The organism is Pacificoceanicola algae, assembly GCF_049341065.1.
Taxonomy (GTDB): Bacteria; Pseudomonadota; Alphaproteobacteria; order Rhodobacterales; family Rhodobacteraceae; genus Pacificoceanicola.
In genome coordinates this window covers 384,704-406,155 of sequence record NZ_JBMPIX010000002.1, presented here as the reverse complement: position 1 = coordinate 406,155, position 21,452 = coordinate 384,704, and the positions used below count along the sequence as shown (strand labels likewise).

At 59.7% G+C, this 21,452-nt stretch carries 19 protein-coding genes and 1 pseudogene; 11 read left to right on the top strand and 9 right to left on the bottom strand.

Going from position 1 to position 21,452, the window contains the following annotated elements:
- Positions 1-2: 2 nt before the first annotated feature.
- Positions 3-266 (bottom strand): hypothetical protein, encoded by a 264-nt coding sequence (locus tag ACOYQJ_RS04525; protein WP_422904810.1) that lies wholly within the window; start codon positions 264-266, stop codon positions 3-5.
- A 173-nt stretch (positions 267-439) separates the two neighbouring features.
- Here ACOYQJ_RS04525 and ACOYQJ_RS04520 point away from each other — a divergent pair, with 173 nt between their 5' ends.
- Both ACOYQJ_RS04520 and ACOYQJ_RS04515 read left to right on the top strand, forming a co-directional pair.
- The gene (locus ACOYQJ_RS04520; protein ID WP_422904809.1) at positions 440-2,167 is read left to right on the top strand and encodes a hypothetical protein; all 1,728 of its coding nucleotides are present in this window, start codon (positions 440-442) and stop codon (positions 2,165-2,167) included.
- 305 nt (positions 2,168-2,472) lie between these two features.
- A pseudogene (locus ACOYQJ_RS04515) lies at positions 2,473-2,971 on the top strand (helix-turn-helix domain-containing protein); the annotation flags it as partial.
- Positions 2,972-3,283: 312 nt separating this feature from the next.
- Here the strand turns inward: ACOYQJ_RS04515 and ACOYQJ_RS04510 are convergent.
- Positions 3,284-4,264, bottom strand: a complete 981-nt coding sequence (locus ACOYQJ_RS04510) for a membrane dipeptidase (protein WP_422904808.1) — start codon at positions 4,262-4,264, stop codon at positions 3,284-3,286.
- A gap of 326 nt (positions 4,265-4,590) precedes the next feature.
- Between ACOYQJ_RS04510 and ACOYQJ_RS04505 the strand changes: the two genes are divergently transcribed.
- The 3 genes from ACOYQJ_RS04505 to gnd all read left to right on the top strand — a co-directional run bounded on the left by ACOYQJ_RS04505 (position 4,591) and on the right by gnd (position 8,538).
- Entirely contained in the window at positions 4,591-5,766 is a 1,176-nt protein-coding gene (locus tag ACOYQJ_RS04505; protein ID WP_422904807.1) for an aspartate aminotransferase family protein, read from the top strand.
- A gap of 81 nt (positions 5,767-5,847) precedes the next feature.
- Positions 5,848-6,774 carry an ornithine carbamoyltransferase gene (gene argF / locus ACOYQJ_RS04500; RefSeq protein ID WP_422904806.1) on the top strand — a complete coding sequence of 309 codons (927 nt, stop codon included), beginning with the start codon at positions 5,848-5,850 and terminating at the stop codon, positions 6,772-6,774.
- Between the two features lie 363 nt (positions 6,775-7,137).
- The gene (gnd, locus tag ACOYQJ_RS04495; protein WP_422904805.1) at positions 7,138-8,538 is read left to right on the top strand and encodes an NADP-dependent phosphogluconate dehydrogenase; all 1,401 of its coding nucleotides are present in this window, start codon (positions 7,138-7,140) and stop codon (positions 8,536-8,538) included.
- 64 nt (positions 8,539-8,602) lie between these two features.
- Here gnd and hrpB read toward each other — a convergent pair whose 3' ends face one another.
- Complete coding sequence (hrpB, locus tag ACOYQJ_RS04490) at positions 8,603-11,050, bottom strand: ATP-dependent helicase HrpB (RefSeq protein ID WP_422904804.1); 2,448 nt, start codon at positions 11,048-11,050, stop codon at positions 8,603-8,605.
- 138 nt (positions 11,051-11,188) lie between these two features.
- On the opposite strand from hrpB, the gene meaB reads away from it, so the two are divergent.
- The 4 genes from meaB to ACOYQJ_RS04470 all read left to right on the top strand — a co-directional run bounded on the left by meaB (position 11,189) and on the right by ACOYQJ_RS04470 (position 13,641).
- Positions 11,189-12,166, top strand: a complete 978-nt coding sequence (gene meaB / locus ACOYQJ_RS04485) for a methylmalonyl Co-A mutase-associated GTPase MeaB (RefSeq protein ID WP_422904803.1) — start codon at positions 11,189-11,191, stop codon at positions 12,164-12,166.
- 157 nt (positions 12,167-12,323) lie between these two features.
- On the top strand, positions 12,324-12,611 hold the full coding sequence (rpmB, locus tag ACOYQJ_RS04480; protein WP_422904802.1) for a 50S ribosomal protein L28: 288 nt from the start codon (positions 12,324-12,326) through the stop codon (positions 12,609-12,611).
- A gap of 100 nt (positions 12,612-12,711) precedes the next feature.
- On the top strand, positions 12,712-13,065 hold the full coding sequence (locus tag ACOYQJ_RS04475) for a hypothetical protein (RefSeq protein WP_422904801.1): 354 nt from the start codon (positions 12,712-12,714) through the stop codon (positions 13,063-13,065).
- A gap of 75 nt (positions 13,066-13,140) precedes the next feature.
- Positions 13,141-13,641: a copper chaperone PCu(A)C gene (locus ACOYQJ_RS04470; RefSeq protein ID WP_422904800.1), complete on the top strand. Its 501-nt coding sequence runs from the start codon at positions 13,141-13,143 to the stop codon at positions 13,639-13,641.
- Between the two features lie 71 nt (positions 13,642-13,712).
- Here ACOYQJ_RS04470 and ACOYQJ_RS04465 read toward each other — a convergent pair whose 3' ends face one another.
- Positions 13,713-14,402: an NAD-dependent deacylase gene (locus ACOYQJ_RS04465; RefSeq protein WP_422904799.1), complete on the bottom strand. Its 690-nt coding sequence runs from the start codon at positions 14,400-14,402 to the stop codon at positions 13,713-13,715.
- A gap of 45 nt (positions 14,403-14,447) precedes the next feature.
- Here ACOYQJ_RS04465 and ACOYQJ_RS04460 point away from each other — a divergent pair, with 45 nt between their 5' ends.
- Complete coding sequence (locus tag ACOYQJ_RS04460) at positions 14,448-14,897, top strand: low molecular weight protein-tyrosine-phosphatase (RefSeq protein ID WP_422904798.1); 450 nt, start codon at positions 14,448-14,450, stop codon at positions 14,895-14,897.
- Here the strand turns inward: ACOYQJ_RS04460 and ACOYQJ_RS04455 are convergent.
- Positions 14,888-15,067 (bottom strand): CTP synthetase, encoded by a 180-nt coding sequence (locus tag ACOYQJ_RS04455; RefSeq protein WP_422904797.1) that lies wholly within the window; start codon positions 15,065-15,067, stop codon positions 14,888-14,890. The two genes, ACOYQJ_RS04460 and ACOYQJ_RS04455, sit on opposite strands and share 10 nt — an antisense overlap.
- A 167-nt stretch (positions 15,068-15,234) precedes the next feature.
- Between ACOYQJ_RS04455 and ACOYQJ_RS04450 the strand changes: the two genes are divergently transcribed.
- Positions 15,235-15,984 (top strand): DUF1353 domain-containing protein, encoded by a 750-nt coding sequence (locus ACOYQJ_RS04450; protein WP_422904796.1) that lies wholly within the window; start codon positions 15,235-15,237, stop codon positions 15,982-15,984.
- A gap of 60 nt (positions 15,985-16,044) precedes the next feature.
- On the opposite strand, the gene ACOYQJ_RS04445 is transcribed toward ACOYQJ_RS04450, so the two are convergent.
- From ACOYQJ_RS04445 to pssA, 4 genes are all read right to left on the bottom strand, one after another.
- A complete protein-coding gene (locus ACOYQJ_RS04445) occupies positions 16,045-16,473 on the bottom strand; it encodes a DsrE family protein (RefSeq protein ID WP_422904795.1) in 429 nt (142 codons plus the stop codon).
- A gap of 134 nt (positions 16,474-16,607) precedes the next feature.
- Positions 16,608-19,805, bottom strand: a complete 3,198-nt coding sequence (locus tag ACOYQJ_RS04440; RefSeq protein WP_422904794.1) for a calcium-binding protein — start codon at positions 19,803-19,805, stop codon at positions 16,608-16,610.
- Between the two features lie 275 nt (positions 19,806-20,080).
- Positions 20,081-20,698: a class I SAM-dependent methyltransferase gene (locus tag ACOYQJ_RS04435; RefSeq protein ID WP_422904793.1), complete on the bottom strand. Its 618-nt coding sequence runs from the start codon at positions 20,696-20,698 to the stop codon at positions 20,081-20,083.
- Positions 20,699-20,711: 13 nt separating this feature from the next.
- Positions 20,712-21,452, bottom strand: coding sequence for a CDP-diacylglycerol--serine O-phosphatidyltransferase (gene pssA / locus ACOYQJ_RS04430; protein WP_422904792.1), 741 nt, complete (start codon positions 21,450-21,452; stop codon positions 20,712-20,714).

Below are 21,452 nucleotides of genomic sequence, written 5' to 3'. Positions count from 1 at the left end.
CCTCAATCGATGTTTCGGTGGCGCGTTTCGATGATCAGGTCGAGTCCAAGTCGTTGCCACAGCGCGAAATTCGCGGCGCCGGGTTCGAACTCCACCGAAAGTGTTATGCCGCTTGCGCGGTAGGTCTTGACCGCAGAGGCCAGTAACTGAGCACCCGCAGCATCCAAAGGTTCGTCCGCGGCGAGCGCTATGATGGTTTTCCCGGCATCAAGGTCTGAGCGCAAACGTTCTGCATCTTCGTGGATTGATGAAAATTGATAGCCCATGAATTCCGCTTTGTATTTTGGCGTCGCCTGTGGGGTTTCGACGATTCGGATTAATCGTGTGTTTAATCCTGCGCTTGAAAGTTCTGAATTCGACGCTTCAGACTAAGGGTTCGTTAAAGAATATTCTGTTAGGTCGCATTCAAATTAAAACTGGAGCTGATGTGCCAGGAGCAATGACCATTCTACGTCAAAACGATGTGCCCTTTGCCTTAAGAGACACGGCAAAGTGTGTTCTCAAAGGTGTTTCCGAACAGCGGACCCAGCTTGAGACAGTTTTTTCGGACGCTGCGGATTCTATGATCGGCGGGCAGGAGTCGCTGTCGCGGTTGATGCAAGCTCTGGCAACGTATCGTTCGGGGCTTGGCACCATCGCCGGGGGCACCATCGCAGTAACTATTGCGCGCATCGGTGACCGCATCCAGCAGGCAAGGGATATGAACCGGGTCGAATCTGATGCCATCATCTTGATGACGCAGGCGCTGGAACAGGCCAAACCCAAGCTGGACGAATTGTCTCGGGTCGTTCGCATGATTGAATGCTTTGCCAATACAGCCCGTATCGTCGAAACCGATGTCCATTTGTCTCAGGATGTTGCGTTCTCAGGCGAAATCCGGATTTTGGCCGGGCAGAGTCGTGAAAGCTATCACAATCTTCGTGAAAATCACCTCACCCTTGAGCAGCAGACAGGGCACATACGGGACCGGCAATCGGCTTTTGAGAGCGAGCACCTTAGCTATACGATGGCATTGCGCGAGCGTCTCGCCGAACACGCCGAGTTGGCCGGGCCGGAAGTCTCCCAGGCAATCCTCAGATTAGAGCGGGACATGACCATTCTCGAACGGGCAAGTGACCATATTTCGAGTGGTTTGGCATCCTTGCAATTCGGGGATCGGTTGCGCCAACGACTGGAGCATGTCGAAACATTTCTCGACCCAAAATTTTCTGCAGAAGCAGACGTCAGCTCTAGTGAGATCTTGCATAGGATTGGCGCTGCACAGCTTCAAAGCGCTGGCGAAGATCTGTCCCGGCAACGCGCTTCCCTTCGATCCGAGCTTGATTGCCTTGCCGACCAAACCGGTGCTGTTATAGCGCTTGCAGCTGAACTCGCATCGGCAGATGGACTTCCGTTGGCAAGCCGCCTTTCTGGATTGAAGACCGACAGCCTTGCTGGGCTTGAGATGCTTCGCCACGGGCGGGCGGTCCGCGAAGAACTCGAAGGCGCGATGCTGGAACTGACAGGCACCGTAAATGAAATGGAAACCGTCGTTGAGCAGTTGGCGGAAATTCAAACTCGGATGCGCCTTGCAAGTGTCAATGTGCTTTTGCGAAGCGTGCGCGCTGGTGACGCTGGAGCAGCAATGCAGACTGTAGCGCGCCAATTCAGTGAGTTGAGCGATCAATGCGCACACCACCAGTCCCAAATTATCCAGGACCTGCGTAATTTGACAAAGATCGCCGACGATATGAAGGCATCGCACGATCACGATGTTACCGATGATCTCGCAGCCGCCAGCGACGAGTTGGCGTTGTTGGAAGAGGTGCTCTTGCTCGCGGAAAGTTGGCAAAGCGAACTTGAAACGCTTGCTATGGAAGGCCCAAAAGCTCAGGCCGCATTTGCGAACTGTTCAAAAATGATGGATACGCAGTCGCGTACCGCCGAGAGGCTCTTTGCTTTAGGCAATACGCTTGCTCAGACCAATTTCCCGATAAAAGGAAATGACGACGGGGCTATCGAGTTGGCAAGATGCCTGCGCTTAATTTACTCGACACCCGAAGAGCGCGCAATCCATGATCGCGTTTGTGGCACCGAACTGACAGCTCTTGAGGACACCGATTGGGAACAGCCGCTTGTTTTTGGCAAGCCAGTGACGGTCGAGAATTCAGAGATAGAGTGGTTTTGAGTGCATGTGTACGATGAATTTGGAACAATGTTAGGGCGTGTTGACAAAGCGGATTCACATCAGCCCACAGGCGTGATTCAAGCTGGTATTTGTTATGGAGACCAGATTGGCACGAGACCTGATGTTGGACGAGGAATTGGTGTTCTTTGAACGGTTCATTCTGTCTGTCCGCGCCCCAAATTGACGCAAACCTGTTGATTTCCGTTGAGAACTGACCCAGTAACCTACAAAATTTTCCCTGAGAATTGCCCCGTGTAAACACGTTGCCCTGACAGATTTGGTCGGGGAGATATGGAGTGATCGACATGGGATTTTTGAGTGCCATTCGGCGCAGGGCGTTGCGTGACAAAATGCCAATCCGCGAGATAGCCCGGCGGAGGGGCCTGTCTCGGAACACCATCAAAAAGTATCTGCGCGAGGGCGCGATCGAGCCGAATTTCAAGAACCCGTCGCGACCTAGCAAGCTGGATTCGTATGCAGATCGGTTGTCGGCCTGGCTTCTGGCACAAACACGTAAGCCACGCAAAGAACGGCGCACCGTGTGGAATGCACGCTGATCCGGTGAAGCTCGGTTATGATGGATCGTACGGGCGCGTCGCGGCTTTTGCCCGCGCGTGGCGCGCAGATCGGCATCGCGCAGAGCAAACGACGGGGCGTGGCACCTACGTGCCGTTGGTAATTCAGAAAGGGGAGGCGTTCCAGTTCGACTGGAGCGAGGACTGGGCGAATATCTGCGGTGAGCGGGTCAAGCTTCAGGTCGCCCATATAAAGCTGTCGCACAGGCGGGCGTTTCTGGTGCGGGCATAACTTCGCAAAGAATGGTGAAAGCTTGGCCATCTGTTCGTCGGTCAGTCGGTAAAGGTCGCTCATGTCGACGCTCCGTTTTCTGAGCCGGGAGCACGCAGCGCGTTGAAAATAAATGCTTCCTGACCCTTAAGATCTCCGGTGGGGCTTTGAGTTCTGCCAGACCCTCGCGGCTTTCGAATTGAACTTCCGCTGTTGGGAAATCGTCGGAATTTTGCAAACTCCGCTATGCCGCGCATAGCTGCCGTCGGTATATGGCGTAGCATTCGGTAAGATAGGCTCAAACCGGACACTGATGACGAACGCCCGGGGTTACGCGGGCCCGAAGCTGTCCTCGTAAAACCGCAGCCAGTTGGCGCCCATCAGCCCGTCAGTCTCGGCCCGTGAAAAGCCAATCTCGCGCAGACCGTCGCGAATGTTGTCCCAGTCGCGGTTGTCCTGAAACCAGTCGGGCATCGGCGGAAAGCCGGGGGCCGCGGCGTCGCCTTCGCCATAGTCCATTTCCTTGGTCCAGCGGCCGACACGCATCCAAGTCACCACGCTGTCGGGCTGGTCCTGACAGAGGTCGCTGCCCATCCCAAGGTTTTCGGCGCCATAACGGTCCGCCGCCTCGGCGATCATTTCGCAGAACGCCGTCAAGGTGCAGTTGGTCCCTCCCGCTAGATGGTGCGGATAGAGCGAAAAGCCCAGCATTCCGCCGGAATTGGTCAATGCCTTGAGCACCCTGTCGGACTTGTTGCGCAGGGCTGGGTGCCACCAGTCGGGATTGGCATGGGTGATGGCGATGGGGCGGGTGGAATGCTCAATCGCCTCCATCGTCGAGCGTTCGCCGGAATGGCTCATGTCCACCACCAGCCCGACACGGTTCATTTCCGTCACCACCTGACGGCCCATGCGGGTCAGGCCAGAGTCTTCGTCCTCGTAACAGCCCGTCGCCAGCAGCGATTGGTTGTTATAGGTCAGTTGCATGAAGCGCACGCCAAGCTGGTGCACGATCTCGATCAGGCCGATGTCATCCTCAATGGGCGAGGGGTTCTGAAAGCCAAAGAACACCGCCGTCCGCCCGGTTTGCTGTGCCTCGTGGACATGGCGTGCCTCGGTTCCGCGCATCAGCATATCGGCGTAGCGCTCGAACCAACGGTTCCACTGTTCGAGGTTCAAGATCATCTCGCGAAAGCTCTCGTGATAGGCGATGGTCACATGAATTGCGTCCACCCCACCCGCGCGCAGCTGGCGAAAGACCTTTTCCGAGAAGTTGGCGTATTGCAGATTGTCTATCAAAGGCGCTGTCATAGCCGTGACGCTAGCGCGCAGGCCCCTGTAGCGTCCATTGCAAAATCGCCGCTTGGGGCCGGTTTCCCTCCGGGAAGGGCCGCGCCCGGGCGCTATGGGGCACAAACAGCCTGAGCAAGATGAAAGTGGCTTGCTTTTTGCGACGGAATGGCGCAAATCCGCCGCCATGACCAAAGCGACCATGATCCGACGAGCCTGAGCTCCTTATCTTTCCCGTGCCTTTCATGCACGGGCCGTTGCCTTTTGCGTCTCCCACCCCCCTTATAAAACTTGACAGGCCCCTGGTGCCTTGGCACCCAAAGGCCTCCCTGATTGAGGACTGCGACATGATTTCTCCCGTCTTGCCAACCTACGCGCGTGCGCCTTTGCATTTCGTCAAAGGCGAAGGCACTTGGCTGATTGATGAGAACGGGCGACGTTTTCTGGATCTGGGCAGCGGCATCGCCGTCAATGCGCTGGGCCACGCCAACCCCGATCTGGTCGCCGCGCTGACCGAGCAGGCGGGCAAGATCTGGCACCTGTCCAACCTTTACGAAATTCCCCAGCAAGAAGCGCTGGCGCAAAAGCTGGTCGATGAAACCTTTGCCGACACCGTGTTCTTTACCAATTCCGGCACCGAAGCCTGCGAATTGGCGGTCAAGATGGCGCGCAAATACTGGTACGACAAAGGCCACCCGGAAAAGATCGAGATCCTCACCTTTGAGGGCTGCTTTCACGGGCGGTCGGCGGCGGCGATTGCGGCCTCGGGCGCGGAAAAGATGGTCAAGGGCTTTGGTCCGGTGCTGGAAGGCTTCGTGCATCTGCCTTGGGGCGATCACGACGCGCTGAATGCGGCGATAGGCGACAACACCTGCGCCATTCTGATTGAACCGGTGCAGGGCGAAGGCGGTATCCGTCCGCTTCCCGACCAATGCCTGCAAGGGCTGCGCAAGCTATGCGACGACAAGGGCATTCTGCTGATCCTCGACGAGGTGCAATGCGGCGTCGGCCGCACCGGCAAGCTGTTTGCCCATGAATGGGCCGGGGTCACGCCTGATATCATGATGGTCGCCAAGGGCATCGGCGGCGGCTTTCCCTTGGGCGCCGTTCTTGCCACCGAAGAGGCGGCGAGCGGCATGGTTGTCGGCACCCACGGATCGACCTATGGCGGCAACCCGCTGGGCTGCGCTGTCGGCAAGGCGCTGCTTGATCGCGTGTCCGACCCCGCCTTCCTTGATGGTGTGCGTTCTCGTGCGGGGCTTCTGCGGCAAAAGCTGGAAGGTCTTGTCGCGGCGCATCCGGACACCTTTGAAAGCGTGCGCGGGGTGGGCCTGATGCTGGGTATCCGCTGCAAAGTGGCGCCTGTGGATGTGGTCAAGGCGGGCTATGACGCGGCAGTTATCACTGTTCCGGCGGCTGACAACATCGTGCGCTTGCTGCCGCCGCTGAACATCACCGAAGAAGAAATCTCTGAGGCGATTACCCGTCTCGACGCCGCCGCAACGGCCCTTGAGTCCGCCTGATCGCGACTTTGAGTAGACAATTTCCCGAAGGTCCGGGGGCGTGTTCCCCCGGAATCGTCGGCCAAAATGAAGAATAATCAAATGCACCACTTTCTGGATATCCACAAAACCGAAGAAACCGCCCTGCGGAGCATCATCGACAGCGCCAAGGCGATGAAGGCCGCGCGCAATGGCCGCCCCAAAGGCATGGCGGATGACGAAACGCCTCTGGACGGCCGCATGGTCGCGCTGATCTTCGAAAAGCCGTCTACCCGGACGCGGGTCTCCTTTGACGTGGGGGTGCGCCAGATGGGCGGGCAGACGATGGTCCTGTCCGGCAACGACATGCAGCTTGGCCATGGCGAAACCATCGCCGACACCGCACGCGTGCTGTCACGTTATGTCGATCTGATCATGATCCGGACTTTTGACGAAAGCGTGCTTGAGGAAATGGCCGAATACGCTTCGGTCCCGGTGATCAATGGCCTGACCGACCGCACTCACCCCTGCCAGATCATGGCCGACGTTCTGACCTACGAGGAGCATCGCGGCCCGATCAAAGGCAAAAAGGTGGTCTGGTGCGGTGATGGCAACAACGTTTGCGCCTCATTCCTGCATGCCGCCGGGCAGTTCGGCTTTGATCTGACCTTTACCGGCCCGGTGCAGCTGGACCCGGAAATGGAATTCGTCGGGTTGGCGCGTAACAAGGGCAGCAAGATCACTATCGAACGCGATCCGATCAAGGCGGTCGAGGGCGCCGATCTGATCGTCGCCGATACCTGGGTGTCGATGCATGACGCCCAAAGCGCGCGCGAGAGGCGGCACAACATGCTGCGCCCCTTCCAGGTGAACAGCCGCCTGATGGAAGCCGCCAAGCCGGACGCTCTGTTCATGCACTGCCTGCCTGCGCACCGCGAAGAGGAAGTCACCTCCGAAGTCATGGATGGCCCGCATTCGGTCATCTGGGACGAGGCCGAGAACCGGCTGCATGCGCAAAAAGCGATCATGCGCTGGTGTCTGGGGATCTGACTCCGGGCCGTGCGCCTTAGATTACGACCCGCGTAAAACAGCCAATCGCAGCCAGCCATAACTGCGGTACAAATGCCAGCACAGCGGCCCATGCCAGCGGCTGTGCTGCGCTTTTGCGCGTGGCGCCAAATGGGGATTGGTCTGATAGCGGGCGAGATCAAAGCGATGCGGTCTCGGGGGTGGTGGGTGACTGTGTCGCGGAACGTGCATCCTGCGCCCCTCAAACAGTGGGCAAATCCCATACCAAGGCAAAATTAGCAGTCGCTGGTTAATTTTGGCCTTCAATCGGGCCGGGGTTCGGCCCCTTGCCAATGCCTCTGGTTGGTCTAGCCTCTCAGATCAATGAACATGAGGACGCCTTGCATGAACTCCCGGAAAATCGGCCTTTATGGTCTTGGCACCATGGGTGCCGCGCTTGCCCTGAATATGGCCGAAAAGGGAGTAAAGGTTGAGGTCGCCAACCGGACCCCGTCCGCAGTTTTGCGGTTCCTTGACGATGCGGGTCCACTGGCTGAGCGCATCGCAGGGCACCAGAGCCTGAAGGGCCTGATCACGGCATTGCCGACGCCGCGCCTGTTGCTGGCAATGATCCCCTCTACCGCTCCGATGGACGCCTTTCTGGATGAGGTCATCCCGCTCTTGTCCCCAGGCGACACGGTGATCGACGCGGGCAACGCGGACTTCCACGACACCCGCCGCCGCGCCACCTTGCTTGCGGAACACGACCTGCACTTTGTCGGTTTGGGTGTCTCGGGCGGCGAAGAGGGCGCCCGTCACGGCCCCTCCATGATGATGGGCGGCAGCGAAGACAGCTGGGACGGGTTGGAGCCGATCCTGAGCGCCATTGCCGCCCGCCATGACGGCGATCCTTGTGTTGCGCGCTGCGGCCCCGATGGTGCCGGGCATTTCGTCAAGACCGTGCACAATGGCATAGAATATGCCGACATGGAGATGCTGGCTGAGGTCTATGATCTTCTGCGCTTTGGCGCGGTAAGAGACGTCCGCGACGTGGCCGAAATCTTTGCCAAATGGAACCAAGGCCCGCTGGAAAGCTATCTGATGGAGATCACCGGCAAGGTGCTGTCCTATGCCGATGCGCCGACCAATCTGCCGTTCATCGACGTGATCCTTGACCGCGCCGGGCAAAAAGGCACCGGCCGCTGGACCGTGATCGAAGCGGTGCGGCTGGGGCAATCCGCCACCATGATCGAAGCGGCTGTTGCCGCCCGCGCGTGGTCGGCCGAAAAGCCGCTGCGCGAGACGGCCGAGGAAACCTTTGGCGCTGACCGCGCGGCCTTGGACATCGATGCGGACATGCTGGAACGTGCCATGCTGGCGGCCCGCGTGCTGGAATACGCGCAGGGGTTCCGCATCCTCGCCGCCGCTTCCGTTGAATATGACTGGCATCTCGATCCGGTGCGGATCGCGCAAATCTGGCGTGCTGGCTGCATCATCCGCGCGCGCCTTCTGGACGATATCGCCGCCGCCTTTGCCGAGAGCCCTCCGAAGGATCAACTGTTCCTGTCGCCGCGATTCTCGTCGGTGCTTATGTCGGGTATTCCGGCGTTGCGCGAAGTCGTCACCCGCGCCGCGCAGGCAGGCTATCCGCTGCCTGTGCTCGCCGCTGCGCTGACCTTCTGGGACACGATGCGCCAAGGGCGCGGTACCGCCAGCCTGATTCAGGCCCAGCGTGATTTCTTTGGCCGCCACGGCTTTGAGCGCATCGATCAGGAAGGCGACCACCACGGCCCGTGGTGGCGCTGAGCACCTTCATCTTGTTACAAATACCCCGGGGAGGCGCAGCTTTGCTGCGGCGGGGCAGAGCCCCCTATTCCCCTCGGCGCTTGGCGCGCAGGGTCGGGTCAGCCTCTCGCGGGTCTTCGGGCCAAGGGTGGCGCGGATAGCGCGCGCGCATGTCCTTGCGCACATCCGCGTAAGACCCTTTCCAGAACCCCGGCAGGTCCATGGTGGTCTGCACCGGGCGCTGCGCCGGGGACAAAAGCGTGACCTTCAACGGGGTCGCGCCGACCATCGGATGGCTGCGCTGGCCGAACATCTCTTGCAGGCGCAAGGAAATCTCGGGGTGATCGCCGGAATAGTCGATGGGGATTTGTCGCCCCAGGGGCGTGGTGAAAGCGCCCGGAACCGAGACATCCAGCGCCTGCGTCTGCCCCCAGTCAAGTCGCGCCCGCAGAGCCGGGAGAATGTTGAAGCGTTTCCAGTCCGCGCTGGTCTTGACACCTGAAAGATAGGGCAAGAGCCAGTCTTCCAGCATTGCCAAAAGGGCATCGGGTGACATGTCGGGCAGATCCAGACCCGCAGTCCGACCAATCGCCACACGGGCCAGAAACCGCCGCGCCGGGTCCGGAAAGCTCAGCCCAAGGTCGCGTACGCCGTCCAGCATCGCGCGGGCGACAGCCTCGTCCGGGGCGTCCTTCCAGATGCGGTCATCCAATGCAATCGCGCCAAACCGCTCTTGTTGGCGGGCAATCACCCGGCGGTCGCGTCTGGACCATTCGCAAATGTCATGCCAGGCAATCTGATCGGCATAAAGACCGCGCAGTTCGCCTTCGCTGATTTGGATCGCCTGCCGGATGCGGGCCTCGCGCGGGTTGCCGTCGGTGTCTGTCACCACGATCAACCGGGCGCCTGCCAGCGTATCGCCTTCGTCCAGCACAGCGCCTTTGCCGCCGGACAGCTGGAACCGAGGGGTGTCGCCCTTGCGGCGCAGGCCGATCCGATCCGGATAGGCCAGCGCGGCCATTTCGGCTGGTTCAAGATCCGACGTGCCAGATTTTAACGTTTTCTCAAGGCGTTTCGCCTCAATCTTGATGCGCTCTATCACGCCGCGGTTGGCGCCATAAGGGCGGGTCTCGGAAAATCGCCGCAAATCGCGCAAGGCCTCAAGCCTGAGTGTCAGATCTGTGGGCGCCCCTGTGAGCGGATCGCGTTCCGACAAGAGTGCGGCGAGTTTCGCGGCTTTTGGCCCTGCGATTTGCAGCATATGGCCAAGCCGCGGATGCAGCGGAAGGCGGGCCAGGGCGCGCCCATGGGCGGTGATCCCATTATGCGCATCCAATGCGCCCAACATCCTGAGCAGCGCCTGCGCTTCGCCAAAGGCGCCCTCGTTCGGCTGCGTGAGAAAGGGCAATTGCGCAGGGCTTGCGCCCCAAAGCGCCAGTTCCAACGCCAGGGCTGACAGATCGGCAGCCTCGATTTCCGCCGGTGGATAGGGGTTTAGCGCGCCTTCTTCACCCTTGGTCCAGAGCCGATAGGCGACACCCGGGGCCACGCGGCCAGCCCGACCTGCACGTTGCGTGGCTTCGGCGCGGGTGACGCGTTCGGTCACCAGCCGGGACATGCCTGAACCGGGATCAAAGCGGGCGCGGCGGGCCTTACCGCCGTCAACGACCACACGGATGTCCTCGATTGTCAGCGAGGTTTCGGCAATCGACGTCGCCAGAACAACCTTGCGTCCCTTACTTTCAGGGCGAATGGCGGCGCGCTGGGCGTCAAAAGGCATGGCCCCGAATAGCGGGCGGATCGCGGCACTGGTGTCCAGCCGCCCTTTCAGCGCGGCCTCAACCCGCCGAATTTCGCCCTCGCCGGGAAGAAAGGCCAACACGCCGCCGTCGGTTTCACCGTAGGCTTGTGCAATCAGGTCCGTCATCGCCTGTTCAAAGCGCTGGCGTTTCGGCAGAGGTTTGTCCAGCCAGCGTGTCTCGACCGGAAAGCTGCGCCCTTGCGAGGTGACAATCGGCGCTTGCATCAGATCGGCCACGGGCTGGGCGTCCAGCGTCGCGGACATGGCCAGCAACAGCAGATCGTCGCGCAAGGCACCCGTAACCTCAAGGCACAGCGCTAGGCCAAGATCGGCATTCAGAGAGCGTTCATGGAATTCGTCAAACAGGACTGCGCCGATGCCGGGCAATTCGGCGTCTGACTGGATCATCCGGGTCAGGATGCCCTCAGTCACGACTTCGATGCGGGTTTTCTGGCTGATCCTGGCCTCGCCGCGGATGCGGTAGCCAACGGTTTCGCCCGGCTGTTCGCCCAGAGTTTCGGCCATGCGGGCCGCAGCGGCGCGCGCGGCAAGGCGGCGCGGTTCCAGCATGACGATGCGGCCTTTGGTCAATCCGGCTTCGAGCATGGCCAGCGGCACGCGGGTTGTCTTGCCTGCGCCGGGGGGCGCTTGCAGCACGGCGTGGCCACGCGCGCGCAGGGCGGCGATCAGCTCGGGCAGGGCGTCTTCGATCGGCAGGACGGTTTTGCTCATGCTTTGCCTTATGGGAAAATCCATGGCTTTTGGCCAGCGCCACAATTGCGCCTGTGGTCTGTCGTGACCCGGATATATTTAAAGCTTCGATCCCGGTCATGGTCTGGACTTTTCCGGGGCTGCGGGGGATGAAGCTGCATGGATATTCAAGACCTGTCTCAGCGCATTCTGGCGGGAGAGCGGCGCGCTCTGGCCCGTGCCATCACCTTGGTTGAAAGCGGGCGCGAGGATCATCGCGCACAAGCTGCCGAGCTTCTCGAACGGTTGCGTGGCCATGGGCGGGTGGCCTTGCGGGTTGGCTTGTCTGGCACCCCCGGCGTCGGGAAATCGACCTTTATCGAGGCCTTTGGCTGTATGCTGACGGGCAGGGGCCTGAAGGTTGCGGTATTGGCGGTAGACCCGAGTTCGGCGCGGTCAGGCGGCTCTATCCTGGGCGACAAGACGCGGATGGAGCGTCTGGCGCGGGATCCTAAGGCCTTTATCCGCCCGTCGCCCTCGCAATCGCAGCTGGGCGGTGTGGCCCGCCGTACCCGCGAAGCGATTGACCTGTGCGAAGCCGCTGGCTTTGACGTGGTGCTGATCGAAACTGTCGGGGTTGGCCAGTCCGAAACCATGGTGGCGGAAATGTCCGACCTTTTCCTGCTGCTGCTGGCGCCCGCGGGCGGCGACGAATTGCAAGGGGTCAAGCGCGGCATCATGGAGATGGCCGACATTCTGCTGGTCAACAAAGCAGATGGCGATCTGAAGATGACGGCGATGCGGACCTGTGCCGATTATGCCGGGGCGCTCAGGCTTTTGCGCAAGCGGCCTCAGGATCCCGAGGGCTTTCCCAAGGCGTTGACGGTTTCCGCGATCGAAGAAAACGGGTTGGACAAAGCCTGGGAGGAAATGACGTCTCTGTCGGACTGGCGCAACGCGCAGGGCCATTTCGAGGCCCGCCGTGCGGCGCAGGCGCGCTATTGGTTCGAAGCCGAGGTGCGCGAGGCCCTTTTGGCGCGGCTCAAGCGGGAGCCGGTTAAAGGCGCCATGACGGCGCTGGCAGGGCAGGTCGAGAACGGCGATCTGAGCGCGACGGCGGCGGCCGATCAACTGATGCGCGAATACCTGATGATATGAGCGCGTTTGGCTGCCAAACACTTGGGATAGGCCTTGACGCGCGGGGCTCATCTGCCTAAAGACCACCGAACGAGATTCCGGGCGCCGTGGTGGCGCCCTTTGATATTGGCGGAACGTGCGATTCGCGTGGTTACGCCCAAAGGATGAGGATAGACCTATGTCGCGTGTTTGCGAACTGACCGGTAAGGGCCCGATGGTTGGCAACAATGTCAGCCACGCCAACAACAGGACTCGGCGTCGTTTTCTGCCGAACCTGAACGATGTGACGCTGCAGTCCGAAACGCTGGGTCGTGGCATCAAGCTGCGCATCTCGGCGCATGCGCTGCGCTCGGTCGATCACCGTGGCGGGCTGGACAAGTTCCTGGCCAAAGCCAAGGATGTTGAGCTTTCGGACCGCGCTCTGAAGGTCAAGAAAGAGATCGCAAAGGCACAGGCTACCGCCTGAACCATGTGATCCGGACGGATTTACAGCCTCGGCCCGCAAGGTCCGGGGCTGTTTCCTTTTGTCGCTTTGCGATGCTTGAATATGTTCATAGATTGGCGTCATGATCACGTCGTCACGCAGATGGGTCGGGCTTGCCCTGGCCGCGCTTTTGGCCCTCACGTCGGTGCAGGTGGCCGTGGCGCGCGGAGCGTCGCCAGCCGTGGGGACGATGGTGATCTGCCTTGGGCAGACAGTGGTCGCGGTGGCGGTCGATTCGGACGGCCAGCCGACCCAGAGCACCCCGCATCTTTGCCCTGACGTTGCGCTGTCGCTGTTCGTGGCGGTCGGGGGCGACTTTGTCCCGGTTGTTCCTGAATCGCTATGGGTGCTACTGCCGCGCGATCTGTCGGCCATTCGCGGGCTTGACCGCGATGCGCCTGCCGCGCATGCGCGGGCTCCGCCGTTTCCTGTCTGATTTCAACATCACATCAAACATATCGCGTTGCTTTGCGGCCAGAGTTGCCCGGGCACGTCCTAGGAAGGAAACGTCATGAAATTCCAAACGATTCTTGCTGGTGCTCTGGCACTGGCCGTCGCCACCCCCGCGCTTGCCGACATCACGGTCAGCGATCCCTATGCCCGTTCGTCGATGCCGGGCGCCAAGACTGGCGCGGCCTTCATGGTGATCGCCAACGACAGCGCCGAAGATGACCGGCTGATTGACGCACGGTCCGACATTGCGGCCAAGGTGGAACTGCACACCCATATCGCAAACGGCGAGGGCGTGATGCGTATGATTCACGTGGAAGAGGGCTTTGTCATCCCGGCGATGGGCGAACATGCGCTGGCCCGTGGCGGCGATCACGTCATGTTCATGGGTCTGAACCAGTCACTTGAGCAGGGCGAGACCGTCAAAGTGACGCTGGTCTTTGAAAAAGCTGGCGAGATCGACGTTGAGATCCCCGTCGATTTGGAGCGTCAGCCGATGCATGGCGGCATGGGCCAAGGCAATGGTCAGATGATGCAACATGGCATGCCCAGCGACAGCTAAGCCCGCGACGGGGCAATCCCGCCCCTAAACTCTTGGCGCCCGGTGGCCTGGTTCTTGGGCCCCGGGCGTTTTCATGTCAGAAGACTGTCCACCCACGCCGGAACCACCTTGCTGGCGGGGCCGATGTGGCGGCTGTCGAAGGTGCGTGAAATCTCGGTCATTTCGAGGTTCAGCTCGACTGTTTCCGCTCCGGTAGAGCGGGCCTCTTGCACAAATCCTGCGGCGGGATAGACCTGCCCGGAGGTGCCGATCGCGGCGAAGATCGTGCAACTGTTCAGGTGATCCGCGATCTCGTCCATGTGGTAGGGCATCTCTCCGAACCAGACCACGTCAGGGCGCGTCGCAAGGGCGCCGCAGCTGGGGCAGGGGGACTCGGGTGACATCCTGGGCGCTGCATCCCAGCGGGCCCCACAAGCGGCACAAAGGGCGCGCGCCAGCTCTCCGTGCATGTGGAGTGCGCTGGCCCCAGCCCTTTCGTGCAGTCTGTCAACGTTTTGGGTCACAATGACCACATCGCCGGACCACGCCCGCTGCAGCTGCGCCAAGGCGTCATGTGCCGGATTGGGGGTGGCCTGTGCGGCTTGCACCCGGCGCGCGTTGTAAAAATCATGGACCAATTGCGGATCGCGGGCAAATCCTTCTGGGGTGGCGACATCCTCGATCCGGTGCTGAGACCACAGCCCGCCTTCATCACGAAAGGTGCCTAGCCCGCTTTCCGCCGACAGCCCGGCTCCAGTCAGGATAACGATTTTTCCTGCCATCTTGGCCCCCTTGCTCTGGTTGATCCCGAAGGCTACTTCGGAGGTATGACCCAACGTATCCTTTTCGTCTGTCTGGGCAATATCTGCCGCTCTCCGAGCGCCGAAGGCGTGGTGCGCCAAATGGCCGAGGCGCAGGGACTGGACCTGACGCTGGACAGCGCGGGCACCGGACCATGGCATGTGGGCGAATCGCCTTACGGGCCGATGCAACGCACTGCCGCCGCGCGCGGCTATGACCTGTCCGGGCAGCGCGCGCGAATGATCGCCGCTGAGGATTTTCAACGCTTCGATCTGATTTTGGCGATGGATGCGGACAACCTGCGTACGTTACAACGCATGCGCCCGCCGCAGTCTGACGCGACGCTGAAGCTGTTCACCGACTATGCGCCTGAACTGCATACGGACGCGGTGCCCGACCCCTACTACACGCGGGACTTTGACGGCACGTTGACCATGGTCGAGGCCTGCGCCAAGGGCTTAATCGCTCAATTATAAAGCTTTTTTGCCACGACCCAAGCCACAGGCCCCGAGATGACAAAGCCCGCAGCCGCTGCCCAGAGGATTGGCATCAAGGTGCCGTACCCGGCAACGAGCACCGCAATAATGGCGGTACCCGCAAGGGTTGTGGAGATAAGAGAATACAAAATTCCGGCCAGTCGCAGCATTGAAACCTCCTGTCTGTAGGTTTCACTACACATATTGAAAATGCAATATGTGTGCCTTGATCTGCATCATCTGACGGCCGCAGCAGGGGCAAATCGACGGAAAAACTTGATTGGCGAAGCGTCCTGCCGCTATTTTTGCGCCATTATTTGAGATGAATGGATTTATCATGACACGTATTGCTGTTCTGTCGGCCATCTTGCTCGGGCTTGCTGCCTGTGCCCCGTCCGACGTCATTCAAAAGGCCCGGAACATGGACGCCCCGGTCGTCAGTTGCGACCGTTATTCGGGCTCTGGTTGCAGTTTTGACAAGGCCCCTCTGCGGGTGTTGCCCCAGCCGGTGACCATCGCCAAACGCCCCTACAAGTTTTTCCCGACCGCCGAACAACTGAACTTTGTTGATGCCCGGAAAGTAACCTGGACCGCGCCCAGCAGAACGCTGACCGACGGTGCCTCGATCCCCCTGATATTCGTCTCGATCGTTGGCGATCCCACGAGCGAGGAATTCATCAATGCCGCTGCTATGCATGATGCCTATTGCGGGATCGGGAACGAGACTGGTTTGATGTACCATCAGGCCGAGTGGGAAGACGTTCACAAGATGTTTTATGACGGACTGGTTGTCGGCGGGGCCGAGGGGCTGACGGCGAAATTGATGTTTGCCGCGGTCTGGCTGGGCGGTCCACGCTGGGAGACGCCACGTACTTTGACGCATGTGCCTGTCAGTCGCCAAAAGCAGGCAATGGCCCAGACAAAAGCCTATATTGAGGCGGCAAACCCAACTCTGGCGCAGCTTCTGAGATATCTCAAACGGCAGGAATCCGCCATGTTGAGCGAATATCCCAAGTTTCGCACCAGCCCGCCCGAAGAGAGCGAAGTGGTTGAAGTAGATGTCTATGATCCCGCGGGTCAGCTTTGAGCGCAGGAGTCAGTCTGTGTCGCCATTGGGCCAGGGGCCTGTGGCGACACAGAGAGTTTGTCAGGGCCGGATATAGGCGTAGCCTTGTTCCTGTAGCTCGATCAGGCGCACCACGCCCGAAGGGGTGATCTGCGCTTCGTCCAGCAAGGCGACCTCGGCGCCCTTTTTCTTTGACATCGCGGCGTGAGTGTTGCCGCAGGCCGCAAAGGTCAGGTTTTCCATCTCAAGGCTCATGGTGCTGATCCGGTCCGCGACGGGGCTTGTTTCTTTGACCAGCATACTCAGCCCGGGGCCGTAGGCGACGACTTCGACGACGACGCTATCGCCTTGGGATTCGTAATAATTGGTGACGTTCTGAACATTGTTCAGAGCCATGTTGATGACCTGCGGGTCGTTTTGATCGACATGCACGGCCACGTGATGCGTGACGCCTTCGGCGTAGGCCTGCGTGGCCATCAGCAGGGCCGCAGTTGTCAGCAGATGTTTCATTTTGGATCCTCCCATTTCTATCAAGTCAGCCTAGCAAAGCGGGCAAAAGAAGATAGCTGTTTCCGATGCGCGGCCCCTTGAAGGAAAACGGGCACCAACCAAAGTTGATGCCCGTTTGAACGATATGTGACCAATCAGAAGATGAAGTCGGTCGCGTCCAGATCGGTGATTTGGACGTTCATCAGCGTGATCGTATTGCCAGAGAAATCGTTGATGATCACGTCGGCCCCGACCTGATACAGCTGGCCTGTGCTGGTCATGTCGGAATAACTGGAAATGGTGGACAGCGACGAGAGATCGATCTTTTCGTTGGTGTCGATCGCGTTGAAATCCGCGATCACATCGTTTCCGAAGGCATCGTCGAAGACAAACGTATCGCTACCGCCCTGACCATAAAGCATATCGTCGCCAGCGCCGCCATTGACCGTGTCATTGCCAGCAAGACTGTAGACGGTGTCATTGCCGTCTCCGGCCTCCAGCAGGTTGGTGCTCATGGATCCGACCAACGTGTCGTCAAAGGCGCTGCCGATCAGGTTCTCGGTCTCGGTGATGGTATCGCCCGTGGCTGCGCCCCAGTTGGCACCGCCATCAAGACGGACACCGACGCTTGATGCCTCGTCCGCGTAGCTTGCGGTGTCGACACCGTTGCCGCCGATCATGACATCCGCGCCCAGACCGCCGATCATGAGGTCGTTGCCGCTGCCGCCATAAAGGTTGTCGTTGCCCCGTTCACCCAACAGGGTGTCATTGCCGGCAACGCCCCAAATGGTGTCCCAACCGATCCCACCGACAAGGATATTGCCGCCGATGTTGCCGATCAAGGTATCGCCCCAGAAGCCGCCAGTGGCATTTTCGGTTTCACTGATGACGTCGCCCGTGGCCGCGCCCCAGTTGACACCGCCATCCAGACGGACACCAGCCGCAGTGGAGGCATCTTCGTAGCTGACGGTGTCGTCGCCTGTCCCGCCAGCAATGGTGTCAGCCCCGAGGCCCCCCATGAGGATGTCGTTGCCATCCTGGCCATACAACTCATCGTCGCCCTCGCCGCCAACTACTGTGTCGGCGCCGTCAAGCGCATAGATCGTGTCGTTGCCGCCAGAGCCGTACAATAGGTTGTCGCTGTCGTTCCCGGTGATGGTGTCGTCGAAGTTGCTGCCCAGGACATTCTCGACATCAGTGATGATATCGCCCGTGGCGGCGCCCCAGTTGACACTACCGTCAAGGCCCACACCAACCGGCCCTGCTGCATCCATGTAGGACACAGCGTCAGTGCCATCGCCGCCTTCCAGCGTGTCGCTTCCAAGGCCGCCATTCAGCGTGTCGTTACCATTGCCGCCAACCAGCGAGTCGTCGCCCGCTTCGCCGAACAGTTGGTCGTCGCCTGCCAGACCCAGAAGCGTATCGTTGCCGTCACCGCCAAGGATGACATTGTCGAACTGATCTCCCACAAGGTAGTTGTCGTCGACGGTGCCCACCAGCGTTTGGTCCAGCGAGCGGTCGAGGAAGATGAAGTCGGTGTAATCCAGCACTTCCGTCACGCCCGTCAGCGTCGCAATCAGGATGCCTCCGACCGACACCTCAAGATTGCCACCGACAATTGCCTGTTGGACCAGTTCGGAGAAGTTGAGTTCGTTGATGTCAAAATCGATGATCCCCAACGTGTCTGTGCCAACCTCAAAGTCGGTCACGGTGCTGGCCTGAATCTCGGTCCATTCGTCCGAGACACCGTAGGACAGAACGAACAGGTCTTCGCCCGCGCCGCCGGTAAAGCTGTTGTTGCCCTGACCCACCAGATAGTCGCTTTCGGCGGTGCCAGCGATCGCCGCGCCCGCATCGTAGATCGTCAACTGTTCGTAGGTCATGATCAGTTGGGTGTCATAGATCGTGGCGGGTTTGATGTCGCCCTTGATGTAGAAGGCCACGTCGAAGCCGTCCGTCATGTTCAGGCCGTTCACGGAGACCGTCCCGGACAGGTTCTGGTACCCCGCGCTCAACGACAGTGGCGAGATCGGCAGCGCCCAATCCAGCAAGTTGATCACTGTCGTTGTGTCGTCGCCGACATTGTACTTGACCTCATCCTGTGTCGGAGGGGGCGGCAGCGAAGGGTCGAGCGGAATGGTCACGCTGGGCAGGTCCTGACCGTATTTGTCGGTCTGGAGCCGCCAGCGCGGTCCGACGATATACTCGCCGTTGTCGTCCAGGGCAGCCTCAAAGGGCTCGCGGTCCATGGTGGTGTACCAAGCGGCCGTATAGCCCTGCGCCAGGTCCGAAGACAGTGCTCCGATTGCGGCCAGATCCGACGTTTGTGCCGCCGCTGCCAGCGCCGGATCTTTCAGAACCGTGCCCGCGGGGTAAAAAGTGCCATCGCCCGCATAGTAGTCATCGGTCGAGACCCACTTGCCATCCGGGAGAACCTCATAGGTCGGCAATTGACCGATGGCGCTTTCGTTCTCGTAATCTTCGGGGCGAATCTGGTCGTTCGGGTTATTTGTGACGGTGTGGTTCACCACGAGTTCCGCAGCAGTCACCCGGTAAAGCGGCATCAGATCGGGGTCTTGTGCGTCGGGTTGCGTCCATTCGTCGGGCAGATCCAGGCTGGCCTCGATCCGCACGTCATTCGGCTTTTTGACCGCGTTACCCCAGCGATACAGCAGCTTACCGTCATCCTTGAGCGTCACGGAATAATCACTGCTTACGGCAATGTTTTCGTCGATCGTGCTTTCGTTGGCTGTCAGCACGTCCTTGATATCGGCAAAGCCGTCTCCGTTGACGTCGCCGACAATCGGGATGACATCCGCCACCCGCATGCCGTCATATTGGCCACCGATAACGATAAGGTCGTCGTCCAGCGGATATTCCGCAAGCGGATCGCCGGGATAGGCCTGATCCGAGAGAATGGACTGCATGACCGAATAGTGCTCGGTCGAGGCTTTGACAAAGCTGCCGCCGATGCCCATCAACCATGTGCCCAAAAGAGCAGGGGTCATGAAAACGTCGGTCGGGGCGTCGGAAATGACCAATCCGACCTGCTCTCCGCCCACGCCCTTCAGATCACCGGCGTAGCCCTCTTCATATTCGGGGTTGTCCACGAAATCTTTTGGTACGGCGCCGTTGAAATCGTCGACTATAAAGCCGAATTCACTGTTGATCGGATAAAGTTCGACGCCTTCCTTGGTCACCATCGGGGTTGCGCTGAAATCGATGACCGGCGTTTCGCCTACGCCGACTGTTCCCTGCGTCAGACCATCGAATGTCCCGGTGATGTCATCGGTACTGAAAGTATGGCTCGAAGTGAACGTTGGATTGGTGTTTACAACTTGATCGGCACACATGTTAGCCCTCGTCGTTATGTTCGTTTCTTGCAGCCGAAATCGGGACCCCAATAGGGCCTACCCAAAAGGAAATTTTGGCATTCGGATGCTTGAATATATTCGTAATGCTATGCCCGCTGAGGCAGCTTTAACCTAGATCAAATAGTAAAACTAAAATGAATGACCCGGGTTTCCGAAGCCGGGCGTGATGTTTTACACCGTGGCCCGGCTTGCTGAAGGCTCGGGGCAGAAAACCCGCCGTGTCGGCTGGCGCTGGGCTTGCGGCCTTGCTTGGATCAGGTTTTTTCAAGCACGAGAAAGGTCATCATGCCCATAGGGGGCAGCCTGTCTTTCTCTACGATCTCAAGGTTGGGCTGACCCAGAACAGTGCGGATGTCGAAATCCGAATGCCACCCCAAGATATTGGCGAAAGGCGCCGAGAGTTTCTCGATCACCGCAAGCGCTCCGGTTTCTCTGGCGAAGTGGTTGGATATGACGATCCTGCCGCCCGGTTTGCACACCCGCGCCATTTCGGCGACCACGCGCTCGGGCTCGGGGACGACCGAGACGATGTGCATCGCTGCCACCGTGTCAAAGGTGTTGTCGTCAAAGCCAAGATGCCGCGCGTCCATCTGTTCCAAAGCCGCGACATGGCCAAGATCCAGTTCTTGCACCCGGGAACTGGCTTTGCGCAGCATCTCTTCGCTGAAATCGATGCCGGTAACGAAAAGATCGGCCCGATAGTGTGGCAGGGACAATCCTGTGCCGACCCCGACTTCCAATACCTTCGGTCCCGACCAGTCGTTGATATAGCTGACCACACGTCTACGGCCTGCCTTGGTCGCGGCGCCAAAGGTCCGGTCGTAAATCGGAGCCCAACGCGCGTAGGAAGTCTTGACAGCTTCTATGTCCAAACCGTGAACCGTCCTATTTCGAGGCTTTGCGGGACGTCCAGAATGCAAAGAACAACCCGCTGATATAGGCTAAGGTGATGATGACCAAGGTCGCCCAAAGGTAGGTGAACAAAGCCGAGGCCAGCAGCACCGCGCCAAGGATGAGGTAGCGTGCAGTATCCCGACGGATGGAAAAGTTCTTGAACGAATAGGTCGGAACGCGGCTGATCATCAACAGGCCGACGACAAAGATGTAGGCGGCGACGAAGGCGGGCGGCACCGGTGCCATTTCGGGGAACAGGAACGCCACATACATCGGCAACATGGCCAGCATGGCCCCCGCAGGGGACGGCACGCCGACAAAGAAATCGTTGCTTTCCTTGGTTTCCAACCGGCTGTTGACGTTGAACCGGGCCAGACGCAGCACGCAACAGATCGTATAGGCCAGAACGGCAATCCATCCCGCGCGGCTAAAGTCCTGAAGCGCCCAGGCGTGCAGGATAAGCCCCGGCGCGACCCCGAAATTGAGAAAATCAGCCAGCGAATCCAGCTCGGCTCCGACCGAACTTTGGCAGCGCAGAAGCCGCGCAAGCCGCCCGTCCAGCCCATCCAGAATTCCCGCCAGAAGCACCAGCCGCACTGCGGATTCAAAATCCCCCTGATAGCCAAACCGGATCGCTGTCAGACCTGCGCAGATCGCAGCAATCGTCAGCATGTTCGGCAGCAGGTTTATGATCGGCAGTTTGCTCGTTTTTTCCGGAGAGGTTTCGCCCAT

What these genes read in the sequence shown, in the direction of transcription:
- pssA (WP_422904792.1), bottom strand. Translation starts at nt 21,452, where the DNA reads ATGGGCGAAACCTCTCCGGAAAAAACGAGCAAACTGCCGATCATAAAC.
- ACOYQJ_RS04510 (WP_422904808.1), bottom strand. Translation starts at nt 4,264, where the DNA reads ATGACAGCGCCTTTGATAGACAATCTGCAATACGCCAACTTCTCGGAA.
- rpmB (WP_422904802.1), top strand. Translation starts at nt 12,324, where the DNA reads ATGTCGCGTGTTTGCGAACTGACCGGTAAGGGCCCGATGGTTGGCAAC.
- ACOYQJ_RS04450 (WP_422904796.1), top strand. Translation starts at nt 15,235, where the DNA reads ATGACACGTATTGCTGTTCTGTCGGCCATCTTGCTCGGGCTTGCTGCC.
- ACOYQJ_RS04445 (WP_422904795.1), bottom strand. Translation starts at nt 16,473, where the DNA reads ATGAAACATCTGCTGACAACTGCGGCCCTGCTGATGGCCACGCAGGCC.
- ACOYQJ_RS04455 (WP_422904797.1), bottom strand. Translation starts at nt 15,067, where the DNA reads ATGCTGCGACTGGCCGGAATTTTGTATTCTCTTATCTCCACAACCCTT.
- meaB (WP_422904803.1), top strand. Translation starts at nt 11,189, where the DNA reads ATGGATATTCAAGACCTGTCTCAGCGCATTCTGGCGGGAGAGCGGCGC.
- ACOYQJ_RS04520 (WP_422904809.1), top strand. Translation starts at nt 440, where the DNA reads ATGACCATTCTACGTCAAAACGATGTGCCCTTTGCCTTAAGAGACACG.
- ACOYQJ_RS04460 (WP_422904798.1), top strand. Translation starts at nt 14,448, where the DNA reads ATGACCCAACGTATCCTTTTCGTCTGTCTGGGCAATATCTGCCGCTCT.
- ACOYQJ_RS04470 (WP_422904800.1), top strand. Translation starts at nt 13,141, where the DNA reads ATGAAATTCCAAACGATTCTTGCTGGTGCTCTGGCACTGGCCGTCGCC.
- ACOYQJ_RS04505 (WP_422904807.1), top strand. Translation starts at nt 4,591, where the DNA reads ATGATTTCTCCCGTCTTGCCAACCTACGCGCGTGCGCCTTTGCATTTC.
- argF (WP_422904806.1), top strand. Translation starts at nt 5,848, where the DNA reads ATGCACCACTTTCTGGATATCCACAAAACCGAAGAAACCGCCCTGCGG.
- ACOYQJ_RS04440 (WP_422904794.1), bottom strand. Translation starts at nt 19,805, where the DNA reads ATGTGTGCCGATCAAGTTGTAAACACCAATCCAACGTTCACTTCGAGC.
- gnd (WP_422904805.1), top strand. Translation starts at nt 7,138, where the DNA reads ATGAACTCCCGGAAAATCGGCCTTTATGGTCTTGGCACCATGGGTGCC.
- hrpB (WP_422904804.1), bottom strand. Translation starts at nt 11,050, where the DNA reads ATGAGCAAAACCGTCCTGCCGATCGAAGACGCCCTGCCCGAGCTGATC.
- ACOYQJ_RS04465 (WP_422904799.1), bottom strand. Translation starts at nt 14,402, where the DNA reads ATGGCAGGAAAAATCGTTATCCTGACTGGAGCCGGGCTGTCGGCGGAA.
- ACOYQJ_RS04525 (WP_422904810.1), bottom strand. Translation starts at nt 266, where the DNA reads ATGGGCTATCAATTTTCATCAATCCACGAAGATGCAGAACGTTTGCGC.
- ACOYQJ_RS04475 (WP_422904801.1), top strand. Translation starts at nt 12,712, where the DNA reads ATGATCACGTCGTCACGCAGATGGGTCGGGCTTGCCCTGGCCGCGCTT.